The 13,458-nt window shown below is 73.7% G+C and carries 9 protein-coding genes; 3 read left to right on the top strand and 6 right to left on the bottom strand.

Translation table 11 applies throughout. From position 1 onward, the window contains the following. Positions 1-31: 31 nt before the first annotated feature. Together EDF38_RS00320 and EDF38_RS00315 are read right to left on the bottom strand one after the other, a co-directional pair. Complete coding sequence (locus tag EDF38_RS00320; RefSeq protein WP_158613281.1) at positions 32-1,549, bottom strand: signal peptidase I; 1,518 nt, start codon at positions 1,547-1,549, stop codon at positions 32-34. 243 nt (positions 1,550-1,792) lie between these two features. Then, positions 1,793-2,422, bottom strand: a complete 630-nt coding sequence (locus tag EDF38_RS00315; protein WP_123353436.1) for a hypothetical protein — start codon at positions 2,420-2,422, stop codon at positions 1,793-1,795. Positions 2,423-2,681: 259 nt separating this feature from the next. Between EDF38_RS00315 and EDF38_RS00310 the strand changes: the two genes are divergently transcribed. Together EDF38_RS00310 and EDF38_RS00305 are read left to right on the top strand one after the other, a co-directional pair. Beyond that, complete coding sequence (locus EDF38_RS00310) at positions 2,682-3,254, top strand: MarR family winged helix-turn-helix transcriptional regulator (protein ID WP_123353435.1); 573 nt, start codon at positions 2,682-2,684, stop codon at positions 3,252-3,254. 125 nt (positions 3,255-3,379) lie between these two features. Further along, a complete protein-coding gene (locus EDF38_RS00305) occupies positions 3,380-3,886 on the top strand; it encodes a DinB family protein (protein WP_123353434.1) in 507 nt (168 codons plus the stop codon). A gap of 400 nt (positions 3,887-4,286) precedes the next feature. Here the strand turns inward: EDF38_RS00305 and EDF38_RS00300 are convergent, their stop codons facing one another. Further along, entirely contained in the window at positions 4,287-6,344 is a 2,058-nt protein-coding gene (locus EDF38_RS00300; protein ID WP_123353433.1) for a DEAD/DEAH box helicase, read from the bottom strand. Positions 6,345-6,770: 426 nt separating this feature from the next. Between EDF38_RS00300 and EDF38_RS00290 the strand changes: the two genes are divergently transcribed. After that, entirely contained in the window at positions 6,771-7,538 is a 768-nt protein-coding gene (locus EDF38_RS00290) for a hypothetical protein (RefSeq protein WP_148061407.1), read from the top strand. A 62-nt stretch (positions 7,539-7,600) separates the two neighbouring features. Here the strand turns inward: EDF38_RS00290 and EDF38_RS00285 are convergent, their stop codons facing one another. The 3 genes from EDF38_RS00285 to EDF38_RS00275 all read right to left on the bottom strand — a co-directional run bounded on the left by EDF38_RS00285 (position 7,601) and on the right by EDF38_RS00275 (position 13,407). Further along, positions 7,601-8,557: a hypothetical protein gene (locus EDF38_RS00285; RefSeq protein ID WP_123353430.1), complete on the bottom strand. Its 957-nt coding sequence runs from the start codon at positions 8,555-8,557 to the stop codon at positions 7,601-7,603. Between the two features lie 65 nt (positions 8,558-8,622). Continuing rightward, a complete protein-coding gene (locus EDF38_RS00280) occupies positions 8,623-11,835 on the bottom strand; it encodes an efflux RND transporter permease subunit (RefSeq protein WP_123353429.1) in 3,213 nt (1,070 codons plus the stop codon). A 72-nt stretch (positions 11,836-11,907) separates the two neighbouring features. Then, complete coding sequence (locus tag EDF38_RS00275; protein WP_123353428.1) at positions 11,908-13,407, bottom strand: PLP-dependent aminotransferase family protein; 1,500 nt, start codon at positions 13,405-13,407, stop codon at positions 11,908-11,910. Positions 13,408-13,458 lie beyond the last annotated feature (51 nt).

Below are 13,458 nucleotides of genomic sequence, written 5' to 3'. Positions count from 1 at the left end.
CGTCGCGCGGCGCCGCAGGGCGCGGCCCGCGCTACCGCCCGTCCTGGAAGTGCGCCGTCACCGTCGCCGCGCTGAGCGCCGTCGTGTACACCGCGGTGTCGTCGAGGCTGCCGGCGAGCCAGTAGTTCGCGGCCGCCGTCGGCGCGTTCGGCCAGCCCGACAGGTTGTCGTAGCCCACGCGCCAGTAGCCGTTGTTCGCCTCCGCCGCCTTGTTCGCGTTGGTGCCGACGCTGACGCCGTCGACGTAGAGCACCATGCCGTTCGCGCCCATCGTGGCGACGACGTGGTGCCAGGCGCCGTCGCGGTAGGTCTTCGGCGTGCTGATCGTCTTGGTGCCGGCGTTGTAGACGCCGAAGGTGATGACGCCCGTCGACGAGACGTAGAGGTGGCGGTCGAACGCGCCCGAGAGGCCCGAGGCCTGGTTGCCGAAGCCGACGATCTTGCCGCCGGTGCTCGTCGTCGGCAGGTTGACCCACGTCTCGAGGGTGAAGGCCGACGGAGCGGCGACGGCCGCCGCCGAGCTCGTGACCTGGCCCGAGGTGCCGTTGAGGGTGACGTAGGGGCTCGACGAGCAGGTGCCGCCGACGCGGGAGACGCCCGCCGAGAGGGTGCCGGTGCGCCCCGCCGAGCCGCTGTCGGCCGTCGTGGTGCCCGACGCCTCGTTGTAGCCCCAGGCGAAGACCGGCGAGTCGGTGATGGTCGGGCTGAGGCAGTCGAACGAGGTCGAGGCGGCGAGGGTGCTGGTCGGGTTCGTCGTCGGGGCCGAGAACGCGGCGCCGGCGCCGCCCGAGACGACGAGGGTGAGGGCGAGTCCGGAAGCGACCCCGACGACGGCGAACGTGCCGGCCGCGGCCCGGAGGCGACGACGACGACGGTCGAGCCGGCGGCGCTCGGCGCGACCGCCCTGGTGGGCGACCGGGCGTCGGGAGGCGCGGGGCGCCTCCTCGTCGGCCGTCGCGTCGGTCTCGGTGCCGGTCGCGGCGCGGCGCAGGTAGCCGTCCGCCCGGGCCCCCAGCAGCAGGAGGAGCAGCACGCCGCCGGTGACGAGCAGGTGCCCGAACTGGTGCGACTGCGCCCAGACGAAGGGCGTGCCGAGGTACGGGACGCGGAGGTAGCCGACGCCCACGACGGCGCTGCGGTCGATCGGCGTGCTGTCGGCGGCGGGGTTGGCGTCGCCCTTGGTGATGATCTGGGTGCCCTGGCCGTTGTCGTCGTAGCGGTGCAGGCGGAGGTGGTCGGCGTGGTCCGGGTCCTGGAAGAGCAGCACCTGGCCGCGGTGGATCTCGGTCTCGGCGACGGGCTTCGCGACGACGACGTCGCCGGGGTGGATGCGGGGCTCCATCGAGCCGGTCATGACGGTGGTGGGGGTCCAGCCGATCACGGCGGGGACGGCGGCCCAGAGCAGCAGGCCGACGAGGGTGCCGAGCACGGTGCGCGAGACGACGCCGACGACGAGGCGCAGCCAGTGGGGCCACGACCGCGAGGCACCCCGTGAGCCGACGATCCGCTGGGCGGCGGTGGCCGGCTGCAGCAGGTCGAACGTGGTCATGGGGTGCCTCGGGTCGGGTGGTGCGGCGGTGGGTCGCGGCGGCTGGGGGCGCTGCGTGGTGGGGCGGGGTGCGGCGGCGGGGGCGCTGCGGGTGGTGCGGCGGTGCGGCGGCGGGTGCGCTGCAGGGGGCGGCGGCGGGTGCGCTGCGGTGGTGCCCGCCGCCGGCATGCAGGGGGGAGGGGGGAGCGCCGGCGGCGGGGGTCTCGGCACGGGCGGCGGGTTCGGGGCGCCGCCCGGCGGGGGTTAGCTGTTCTGGGCCTCCCAGGTGAGGCCGAGGGAGGCGGTGCCGCCCTGGACGGAGTTGGCCGCGTTCGCGTTCACCGTGTAGGTGACCTGGTAGACGCGGGTCTCCGAGGTGGTGGTGGCGGAGCCGGTCGTGCCGGTGGGGGCCCAGGTGCCGACGCCGTTCGCGAAGTTCGTGTAGCTCGTGCCGAAGGAGGCGAGCGTGCCGGCGTAGAGCGAGGAGCCGGTGGCGAGGGGGGTGAAGCCCGAGCACGAGCCGAAGCCGCCGCCGGTGCCCTGCACGACGCTGAGGGTGATGTTCGAGGCCAGGTTGTTCGTCGTCGCGGCGGCGGTGCCGTAGAGCTTGACGGTCGAGGCCAGGGTGCCGGTCGAGGTGACGGCGATGCAGTTGCTGCCCGTCTGGCCGGGCTTGAGGTTCGTGGCCTGGAAGAGGGCGGAGTTGGCCGAGGTGCCGCCGTCGTCGTCGGCGAGGACGACCGTGCCGCTGCTCCAGTTGCTGGTGGGGTTCGTCGTCGTCGACGAGAAGGCCGAGTACGAGGCCTGCGAGACCACGAGGCCGGAGGCGACGAGGGCGGCGGGGATGGCGATCCAGGCGGCGATGCGGGCTGTGCGGGAGGTGGGACGGGACATCAGGAGCTCCAGGTGGTGGGGAAGGAACGGGTGGGAAGACTGGTGGACGACCAGCTGAGATGCTCGATGCCCGAGTGGCTCGGTGAGTGAGTGGTTCGTTTCTCAAGTGGTACGACCATCAAGTTACTCAGGCTCCGAGATGCACGCAATGCGAGCGATACCCCCACTGGTGGGGACATGACTCGATGATCGAGTTACTCGCTCGGCGAGCTAGACTGCGATCGAACTCGCCCCCGCCCGTCAGGAGCCCCTCCCCCGCATGACCGACGTCTCGCCCCAGCCGCCCGCCGGCGCCGCTCCCGACCTCGACGTCGACGGCGCCCTCGACGTCTCGCGCGTGCTCGGCGCGTTCCGCCAGCTGCAGCAGCAGAACGAGAAGGTCGAGCGCCTCGTCGCCACCTACTTCGGCATCGGCACGAGCGACCTGCGGTGCCTGCGCTTCGTGGCGGAGACCGGCGACGCGACGCCCAAGATGACGGCGGAGTTCCTCGAGCTGTCGACCGGGGCGACGACGAGCCTCATCGACCGGCTCGAGACCGCGGGCTTCGTGCACCGGGCGCCGCACCCGACCGACCGCCGCAGCGTCGTGCTCGAGCTGGCCCCGTCGGGCCGCGACGCGATCGACGAGATCGACGTCTTCTACCGGCAGGCCTTCCGCGACGCGGTCGACCCGAACCACCTCGACTTCCTCGCCGCGGCGATGCGCGCGATCGGCGACTCGCTGACGCGCGCGGCCGTCGTCGCCGAGGCCGACACCGCAGCGACGGCTGCGGCTGCGGCTCCTGCTCCGGCTTCTGCTGCTGCTGCGGAGGCCGCGGCCCCCGAGGCGTAGGCGCGACCCCCTGCAGGAGGCGCGGTGTCGGCACGACCGGCACCGCGCCTCCTGCGGTCCCCCGCCTGGTGCCCTCGGGCCCGGGTGCTGGACGTGCGGCCCCGACGCGGTCGTAGGGTGGCGCGATGACTCCCTCCGACGTGCTGATCGAGGCGTTCTCGCGCCTGCCCGCCATCGCGACCCTCGCCGTCGACGGCCTCTCGGTCGACGACCTCGCGTGGCGTCCGGACGACGAGGCGAACACGATCGCCTGGCTCGTCTGGCACACCGCCCGCGGGCAGGACGTGCAGGTCGCCGACCTCGCCGGCAGCGACCAGGTCTGGGTCGTCGACGGCTGGGTCGACTCGTTCGGTCTGCCGTTCGCGCCCGGCGAGATGGGCTACGGCATGAGCCCGTCCGACGTGGGCGCCGTGCGCGTCGAGGCCGAGCTGCTCGTCGGCTACCTCGAGGCGGTGACCCTGCGGACGCGCGGCTACCTCGACGACCTCGACGCGGCCTCGTACGACGACGTGGTCGACGACGCGTGGGACCCGCCCGTGACCGCCGGGTCGCGCCTCGTGAGCATCCTGAACGACTGCGTGCAGCACCTGGGCCAGGCCTCCTACGTGCGAGGCCTGCTCGACCGCCGCTGACCCGCCGGCGCGGCGCCCTCGGGCCCGCGCCGCACCGTCGGACCCGCACCACACCGTCTGCCCAGGGGGTGCATCGCCGGACCGACGGTGTCACCACGCCCGACCCGCACCCCCGGACCGAGCCGCACGCCACGGACCCGCGCGCACCCCACGGACCCGCGCGCACCCCACGAACCCGCCCGCACCCGTCGGCGCGCCCGAGGGTCTGTGCGGGTTCCTAGGGTGCGGACCCGCTCGGGCACGCGCTCGGGACGCGCCCACGCACGAGCACGCGCCCCCCACACGCACCCCGCGAACGCCGAACGGGCGCCCACCCTGGAGGTGGACGCCCGTCAGGACGAAGGAGGCGCGCCCCGCCTCCCCGAGGGGGAGACCGGCGCAGCGCCCCGCTGGCCCAGACCTACGCCTGAGCGCCGGCCAGCTGGTCGATGAGGGCGTCGCCCGAGCGGGCGTCGACCATCTCGGCGTCGATCTCGGCGCGGTCGAGCAGCTCCTCCATGCGGCGGCGGCGCTGGCGCGTGATGAGCGTGACGACGGTGCCCTCCTTGCCGGCACGGCCGGTGCGGCCCGAGCGGTGCATGTACGTCTTGTACTCGTCGGGCATGTCGGCCTGGACGACGAGCTCGATGTCGTCGACGTGGATGCCGCGGGCGGCGACGTCGGTGGCGACGAGCACGTTGACGCGGCCGCTGGTGAGCAGGCCGAGGTTGCGCGTGCGACGGGCCTGGTTCAGGTCGCCGTGGAGGCTCGTGGCGCGGATGCCCGCGTCCTCGAGCTGGTCGGCGAGCTGCTCGGCGAAGGCGCGGGTGCGGGCGAAGACGAGGGTCTTGCCGGGGCCCGACGCGAGCTGCTCGATGACGGCCGTCTTGTCGCGCTGCTCGATGAGCAGCACGCGGTGGTCGATCGTGGCGCTGGCCTGGTCCTCGCCGGCGACCTCGTGCACGGCCGGCTCGACCAGGAACTCGTCGACCAGCTTCGCCACGCCCTTGTCGAGGGTCGCGCTGAAGAGCAGCTTCTGGGCGCGGTCGCCGTTCGGCTTGACGTCGGCGGTCTCGCGGATGATGCGCTGCACCGGCTCGAGGAACCCGAGGTCGCACATGTGGTCGGCCTCGTCGAGCACCGTGATGACGACCTCGCTGAGGTCGAGGCGGCCCTGGTCGATGAGGTCCTCGATGCGGCCGGGGGTGCCGATGACGATGTCGACCCCGCGGTTGAGCGCGCCGACCTGGCGGGCCTGGGGCACGCCTCCGTAGATCTGGGTGGTGAAGAGGCCGACCGAGCGGGCGATGGGCTGCACGGTGCGGTCGATCTGCATGGCGAGCTCGCGCGTCGGGGCGAGGATGAGCGCACGCGGCCGGCGGCCCATCTTGCGGTTCTTCGCGCCGTTGTTCTCCATGAGCTTCTCGACGAGGGGGGCGCCGAAGGCGATCGTCTTGCCGGAGCCGGTGCGGCCGCGGCCGAGCACGTCCTTGCCGGCGAGCACGTCGGGGATCGTCGCCGCCTGGATCGCGAACGGAGCCGCGGCGCCCATCGACGCCAGCTGGCGCTCGATGTTGTCGCCGAGGCCCAGGTCGCCGAAGCTCACGCCCTCGACGTCGGCCGCCGTGACGACCTCGGCCTGCAGCTTCTCGAGCTTGACGTCGTCCTCGGGCGTGTAGTGCGTGCCCGAGTCGCGCTTCGGGTAGAAGTCGCTGCGGTCGTTGCGCTCGGCGGCGCCGGGTCCGCGGTCGTAGCTGCGGGGGGCGCGGTCGCCGCCGCGGTCGTTCCGGTCGAAGCTGCGGGGAGCGCGGTCGGCGCGGTCGTACGAACCGCCGGAGGCGCGTCCACCGCGCTCAGGACGGTCGCCGTACGAGCGCGACGGCTGGTCCTCGCGGGGCGGGCGCCCGGCGGGCGTGTAGCTCTTCGGCGCGCGGTCGTCGCGGCGGGCGGGTCGCTCGTCGCGGTCGTAGCCGCGGGCGGGCCGGTCGGCACGGTCGTAGCCGCGCGGGGCGCGGTCGTCGCGGGCGGGCCGGTCGGCACGGTCGTAGCTGCGCGGGGCGCGGTCGTCGCGGGCCGGGCGGTCGGCGCGGTCGTAGCTGCGGGGGGCGCGGTCGTCGCGGTCCCAGCTGCGGGTGGGGCGGGTGTCGCGGCCGTAGCGCGCGGCCTCCTTGCCGCCGTCGCGGCCGAAGCGTCCGGCGGAGCCGTCGCGGCCGCGCTCGGCGTTGCGGGCGTCGTGGTCGCGGGGGGCGAAGCGGCTGTTGCCGGTCTTCTCGCGGGGCTCCCAGTTGGGGCGGCTGCTGCCGCTGCGGGGGGCGTCGCCGCGTCGCTCGGAGCGGGCGTCGCTGTTCCAGCGCTGCTTGCGCTCGGGGGCGGCGGCCTCGTCGGGACGGTGGCCGCGGTGCTTGGCGCTCTTCGAGCCGGCCTTGTAGCCGTCGGCCTTCGGGGCGGAGCGCTTGGGCGTCTTGTCGTAGGGGGGCATGTCAGTTCTCTCCGGGCTTGTCTGATGACGCACAGCAATACCCGGGCAGCCTTTGGCCAGGACCGTTCACCATCGTGAATTCATCCCGACGACATCCGTCGAGAATCCGGCCCACAAGACGTACAAAACCCTCATGCATGATCGCCGCTGTACGCAGCTGACGATCCTTCGCGCCACAGGCGCGGTGTCTTGAGCCGACCGAGAGAGCCTACCCGCTCGAGCCCCAGACCGTAACCCCCCGCTCCCGACGCCCGACCCGACCCGCGCCTAGGATCAGCGCATGTCGACCCCACGCCCCGACCCGGCCGTCGGCCTGACCCGACGCCTTGCACGACGTGACGCGACACCGACCTGCACACCGGCCGCAGCACCGCTCGTGACGCCGCCCGGAGCACCGCCCGTGACGCCGGCCACGGCGGCGCGGCCGTGACGCCCCCGACCCGCGCCGTCGGAGCCGGCCGCCCTCGCGACGCGACCGAGCGACAGCGTGCCGTCGCGCGCCTCCTGCGTCCTCGTCTCGAGCTGCCCCCGGGCGTCGACGGCCCGACCCTGCGTCGTCTCGCCCGGCTGGACGACGTGGTCGCCGACGCCCTGGGCTCCGGGGACCACGACGAGCTCCTCGACGACCGCGGGGCGGGCATCTGGCCCTCGGCCCTGGCCCGCCTCCGAGACGACGTCCTGCGACGACTGCCCGCCGCACCCGACGTCAGTCACGACCAGGCGACAGGCACAGCCCTCGACCCCGCCCACGACCCCGTCGAGCGTGCCCTCACGACCCGTTTCGGCTTCAGCCCGCTGACGAGGCCCGAGTCGCCCCTCCTGGTCGCGTCCGGACGGGCCGGCGAGGCCTCGGCTGCCCTCGAGCGCCGGGGGTGGTCGCGCATCGCCCTCGCATCGCACGACCCGTCGATCGTCGAGTTCCGGTCGGCCGCCCGGCGGGCCCGCGCCGTCGTGACGGACCACCTGCGACGCCTGCACCTCGAGGTGCTGCCGCGCTACGGCTCACCGGGCTCGCCCGGTTCGATGCTCGCCGTGCTGTCGGCCGCCGGAACGCTCGTCGTCGTCGACGCCGGTGACCACGCCCTCGACCCCGACGACGTCGCGGCGTTCTCGGACGTGCTCGTGGCGACCGCGGCCGTCGAGACCCTGCGGGCCCGCGGCGCGAACGACTCCCGGATGAACGACCTCCACTGAGCCCCGACCGGCGTCGACCGAGCCCGCCGGCCCGAGCACGAACCGACCCGCCGGCCCGATCCTCAGCCGACGCCGTCGAGCCGGGCGTCGAGCGCGGACTCCACCAGCTCGTCGACGACGTCCCCCAAGTCCTGCAGCACGAGATCGAGCGGAGCGTTCGGCTCACCGACGTCGGCCGCCCGCGCCTCCGGCGGCACCTCGCTGCCGAGCTCGAGGTCGCGGTCGAGGTCGGTCGCCCGGGCCCACGGCTCCCACAACGCGACCGCGCCCCGACCGTCGAGGGGCAGCACCAGCTCCTGCCAGACGGCGTCCCAGACCGCGTCGACGACGTCGTCCGTCTCCTGCACCCGGTCGCCCGCGGGGGTCGACGCGAGCTGCCCCAGCACCTCCGGGGTCGCGACGTCGTCGAGGTGGGCCACGACGGCCTGCCAGACGACGTCCCACCCGGGCAGCGCGACCACGGCCGCCACCGACGCCGGAGGCGCGATCGGGGCCGATCGGTCGGCCCGGGCTCGCGGGGCTGCGACCCGCGGGCCGTCGGGCGCCGGACGCTCGACCGGGTACCAGGCGGGCAGCGCCTCGGGCCGACGCGGGTACCGGCGGAGATCGACGATCAGCGACTCGTCGGCCGGCGAGTCGCCCGGGTGTCCGGCGAGCGGGTCGTCGGAGTTCGTCCACGACGGACGGTGGTCGTAGTCGTACTCGACGCTGTGCCGACCGTCGCGCGTGACGGTGAGGAAGAGGCTGAGCCAGGCTCCCTCGCCCGGCGTCGCGGTCTCGGCACGCAACCACCGGAGGGGCGCGTCCACCTCACGGGGCGAGAAGATGCCCCACCGCTCGCCGTCGGCGTCCCAGATCTCGAGGAACGAGCTCCGGTTGCCGGCGATCTCCGACCAGAAGAGCCGAGCCCGCACCCACTCGCCTCGGGTCGACCGCGACGGCCGTGGCGCTCGCGACACGGCCCGGAACACGACGAGCGCCGCCTCCCCCTCCTTCGCCTCGACGGCGCTGACGTCCACGGCGTCCCCCCTCTGCCGTCGCCAGCCTAGACAGCCGCGCCGTCACGGTTCCTGGCGTCGTCGAGCTACGCCGCAGCCGACGCCGCCGCCCCCGACTCACCCTCCGCGCGCCGGTCCGCCCGGCGCTCGAAGATCCGCTCGTACAGGTAGTACAGCACCGGCAGCACGACCAGCGTCAGCAGGGTCGACGAGACGAGCCCGCCGATGACGACGATGGCGAGCGGCTGCGAGATGAAGCCGCCGTGGCCGGTGATGCCGAGCGCCATCGGGGTGAGCGCGAAGATCGTCGCGGTCGCCGTCATGAGGATCGGGCGGAGCCTGCGCGACGCTCCCTCGAGCAGCGCCTCTCGCACGCGCAGGCCCTTCGCCCGGTACTGGTTGACGAGGTCGATCAGCACGATCGCGTTGGTCACGACGATGCCGACGAGCATCAGCACGCCGATCAGCGACGCGACCCCGAGCGGGATGCCCGACGCGAGCTGCAGCAGGATCGCGCCGGTCGCCGCGAACGGGATCGACACGAGCAGCAGCAGCGGCTGCGCCAGGCTGCGGAACGTCGCCACCATGACGATGTAGACGATGAGGATGGCGATCAGCACGGCGAGGCCGAGCTGCGAGAAGGCGTTCGCCTGGTCGGCCGTGGCCCCGCCGACGACCGCGTCGGCGCCGGCCGGCAGGTCGACGTCGGCCAGGGCGTCGTTCACCTCGGTGCCGGCCGACGACAGGTCGTCGCTCGACGGGGTGACCGTGACGGTCGCGGTGCGGACGGCGTCCTTCGTCGTGACCGAGGTCGGGCCGGTCGACTGCTCGACGGTCGCGATCGAGTCGAGGCGTACGGGCCCGGTCGGGCTCGGCAGCTCGAGGGCACGCAGGTCGTCGAGGGTCGAGGGCGGCGTCGCGTCGATCGTGTAGACGTCCACCGCGTTGTCGTCGATCTCGAGCGACCCGACGCGGAACGGCTGGACGGCCTGCGACACGATGCCGCCGACGGCGACCTCGCTGTAGCCGAGGGCCGCTGCCGCGTCACGGTCGACGGTCACGCCGATGATCGGCTGGGCCGACTGCAGGTTCGAGCTCGACTCGGCCGTGCCGGGCAGCGACGAGACCTCGTCGAGCACGGCCTGGGTCGCCGTCGCGAGGGTGTCGGGGTCGGGGGCCGAGACGTCGATGGTGATGTCGTTGTTCGTGCCGAAGCCGCTCGACGCCGCGAGCTCGATGGTGCCTGCGTCCTGCACGTCGGCGAGCTGCGACCGGACGTCGGCCTGCAGCGCCTCCTGGTCGGCGTCCTCGTCGGTGGTGATCGAGTACGTGACCGTGCTGTCGCCGGTGCCGCCGAAGAAGCTCGAGATCGACGTGCCGCTCGAGCCGATGGTCAGCTGCACGGTGTCGATGCCGTCGATGCCCTCGATGACGTCCTCGACCTTGGTGGCCGCGGTCGAGAGCGTGTCGAGGCTCGACGCCGGCGCGAGCGTCTGGGTGACGGTGAAGGTGTTCTGGCCGCTCGACCCGAGGAAGTTCGTCTTCATCAGCGGGATGACGGCACCGGTGCCGCCGAGGATGAGCAGCGCGACGACGATCGTCACGACCGGCCGGCGGAGGGTGCCCCGCAGCACGGGAACGTAGACGCGACGCAGCCGGTCGAGCTTCACCGGGTCGCTCGGGTCGGAGGCCGCGGTCGTCAGCGGCTCGGCCGACGCCGTCTCCGACGAAGGATCGACGGCGTCGGCCCCGGCCCCGGCCCCAGCACCGACCCCCGCACCGACCCCCGCGTGCTTGTGCACCTTCGGCGCCCGCAAGAACCAGTACGCCAGCACGGGCACGATCGTCAGCGCGACGAACAGCGACGCGACGAGCGCGATCGTCACCGTCAGCGCGAACGGCCGGAACAGCTCGCCCGTGATGTTGCCGACGAACGCCAGCGGCAGGAAGACGACGACCGTCGTGAGCGTCGACGCCGTGATGGCGCCCGCGACCTCGCGGACGCCGGTGGTGATGGCCTGCAGCCGCGAGGTGCCGGCGGTGAGGTGGCGCTTGATGTTCTCGATGACGACGATCGAGTCGTCGACGACGCGCCCGATGGCGATCGTCAGCGCGCCGAGGGTGAGGATGTTCAGCGTGTAGCCGGAGGCCTGCAGCCCGATGAAGGTGATGAGCACGCTGGTCGGGATGCTGATCGCGGTGACGATCGTCGACCGGATCGAGAGCAGGAAGACGAGGATCACGACGACCGCGAACGCGAGCCCGAGCAGCCCCTCGGTGGCGAGGCTGTCGATCGACTGCTGGATGAACGGCGCCTGGTCGAAGACGACCGTCAGCTCGACGTCGTCGCCGAGGTCGGCCGCCAGGCCGGGGATCGCCGCCTTGACGGTCTCGGAGACGTCGACCGTGTTGGCGTCGAGGGTCTTGGTGACGGCGACGGTGAGGGCGTCCTGCCCGTTCACGCGGCTGATCGAGGTGATCGGGGCGCTCGTCAGCTGCACGTCGGCGACGTCGCCGACGGTCGTCAGCGCCGGGCTGCCGTCGGCCTCGACGGCGCTGCCGCCGAGCAGCGGCAGGGCGGCGATCTCGTCGACGCTGGTCAGCCGCTGGCCGGCCTGGATCGACAGCGTCTGCCCGTTCTCGGTGATCGTGCCGCCGGGGATCAGCGTGCCGTTCGCGTCGAGCGCGTCCTGGAAGGCCTGCGTCGTCAGCCCCGCCGCGGCGAGCGCCGTCTGGTCGGGCGAGATCGTGACGCGCTGCCCGGCGTCGCCGTAGACGCTGGCCTCGCGCACCCCGTCGAGCTTCTGCAGGTCGGGAACGGTGGTGGTCGTGAGCCGGTCGACGAGGGTCTGCGCGTCGTCGGCCGAGTAGCCGGTGACGGCGATCTGCACGATCGGCAGGTCGTCGAGGCTGCCGGTGACGACCTGGGTGTCGACGGAGTCGGGCAGCGACAGCCGGTTGATCGCCGACTGGATCTTCTGCTCGGCGGAGTTCAGGTCGGTGCCGTAGGTGAACTCGGCCGAGACCGTGCTCTGCGACGTGCTCGACGTCGCGGTGGTGCCCTCGAGCCCGGGGATGATCTGCACCGCCTGCTCGATCGGGGTCGAGACGTCGTCGCTCACGACCTCGGGCGTCGCGCCCGGGTACGAGCTGACGATCGCGATCTGCGGGAACTGCACGTTCGGCGCCAGCTCCTGCTTCAGCGAGGTCAGCGCGATGCCGCCGAACACCGCCACGACGATGGTGACGAGGGCGATGAGGGCGCGGTTGCGCAGGCTGAAGACCGAGAGGAGATGCACGGGGACATTCTCACCGTCCCCTCTGACAATCCGTGCCGCGTTGCCAGGCAACCGTGACCCGTCAGGGCGCGCTCACACGACCTCCGACAACGCCGTCCCGCTCGACGCCTGCACCCCGTCGATCCCCTCCCACGCCGCGGCGAGCGCCGCGAGCGCGCGGTCCGTCTCCTCCGCCGAGTACGAGAACGGCAGCCGCAGGAACCGCTCGAACGCCCCGTCCACCCCGAACATCGGCCCCGCGGCGACGGCGAGGCCGTGCTGCCGGGCCGCGACCGTGAGCTGCGAGCTGACCGGGGCGCCGAGGTTCACCCACGTGCTGAGGCCGCCGGCGGGCGAGGGGACGCTCCACCCGGGGAACGCGGCGCGCAGCCCGGCCACCAGGTGGTCGCGGCCCCTCCTCAGGTGGGCGGCCCGCGCCTCCAGCACCCTCTCCATGTCGCCGAGGAGGTCGGCGACGATGAGCTGCTCGAGCACGGGGGTGCCGAGGTCGCCCGCCGACCGGGCCCGCACGAGGCGCTCCACGAGGGGCCGCTCGGCACGGATCCACCCGACCCGCAGCCCGCCCCAGAGCGACTTGCCCGCCGAGCCGATCATCACGGCCGGCCCGTACGCCGCCATCGGCAGCGGCGCCGGAGCCGCCGACGAGGACGACGAGGAGGCGCGCCCCACGTCCCGCAGGCCCCGCGCCTCCCCGTCGCCCCCGACCCGCAGCTCGGCCATCGTCTCGTCGGCGATGACGACGGTCCCCTCCGCGGCGGCCGCCTCGAGCACGCGCACGCGCTGCTCGGCCGGCATCGTCGCGCCGGTCGGGTTGTGGAAGTCGGGCATGAGGTACGCGACCGGCGGGCTCGTGCGGCGGAGCGTCTGCAGCAGCGCCGACTCGTCCCACCCGTCGTCGACCGTGACGCTCACCGGTGCGAGCCGCGCCCCCGCCGCCCGCAGCGCCTCGAACGCGTGCGGGTACCCGGGCACCTCGACGATCGCGCGGTCGCCGCGCCCGACGAGCACGCGGGCGAGCAGCGCGATGGCGTGCTGGGCGCCGAGGGTGACGACGATCTGGTCGGCGTGGGTGTCGAGGCCGCGTTCGCGGTAGCGGGCGGCGATCGCCTCGCGGAGCACGGGTCGTCCGACGATGTCGTACCCGCTGTCGGGCAGGTAGGCGCCCAGGGCGTCGACGGCGCGCTGGGCGGCCTCGCCGATGCCGTCGACGGCCGGCAGGGCGGCCTTGGTGAGGTCGACGACGTCTCCCCCGCGGTCGGTGGGCCGCGGCGTGGTCGAGCGCGAGGGCAGGCGGACCACGCTGCCGCTGCCGCGCAGGCTGGTGACGTGGCCGGTCTCGCGCAGCGACGAGTAGGTCGCGGCCACGGTGGTGCGGCTGACGCCGAGGTGGGCGGCGAGCTCGCGCTCCGACGGCAGGCGCGTGCCGACGGGCAGGCGTCCGTCGACGACGAGCAGGCGGAGGCGGTCGGCCAGCGCCGCGTACCCGGGCGACGAGGAGGCGCGCCACGAGTCCAGCAGCGTGCCCAGCGCTCGGGACGAGACGGCGGCGCCGGCGCCGATGTGGTTCGACATGCGGCCACCGTAGCCCGATTGGCCCTTGGCGACCAGGCCACTCGTGGGATT

The sequence above is a fragment of the Frigoribacterium sp. PhB160 genome (assembly GCF_003751785.1).
Lineage (GTDB): Bacteria > Actinomycetota > Actinomycetes > Actinomycetales > Microbacteriaceae > Frigoribacterium.
This window is presented reverse-complemented; position numbering and strand designations above follow the sequence as displayed.

Bases quoted from the DNA above. Each gene is read 5' to 3' on its own strand.
- EDF38_RS00320 (WP_158613281.1), bottom strand. From the start codon at position 1,549: ATGACCACGTTCGACCTGCTGCAGCCGGCCACCGCCGCCCAGCGGATC.
- EDF38_RS00315 (WP_123353436.1), bottom strand. From the start codon at position 2,422: ATGTCCCGTCCCACCTCCCGCACAGCCCGCATCGCCGCCTGGATCGCC.
- EDF38_RS00310 (WP_123353435.1), top strand. From the start codon at position 2,682: ATGACCGACGTCTCGCCCCAGCCGCCCGCCGGCGCCGCTCCCGACCTC.
- EDF38_RS00305 (WP_123353434.1), top strand. From the start codon at position 3,380: ATGACTCCCTCCGACGTGCTGATCGAGGCGTTCTCGCGCCTGCCCGCC.
- EDF38_RS00300 (WP_123353433.1), bottom strand. From the start codon at position 6,344: ATGCCCCCCTACGACAAGACGCCCAAGCGCTCCGCCCCGAAGGCCGAC.
- EDF38_RS00275 (WP_123353428.1), bottom strand. From the start codon at position 13,407: ATGTCGAACCACATCGGCGCCGGCGCCGCCGTCTCGTCCCGAGCGCTG.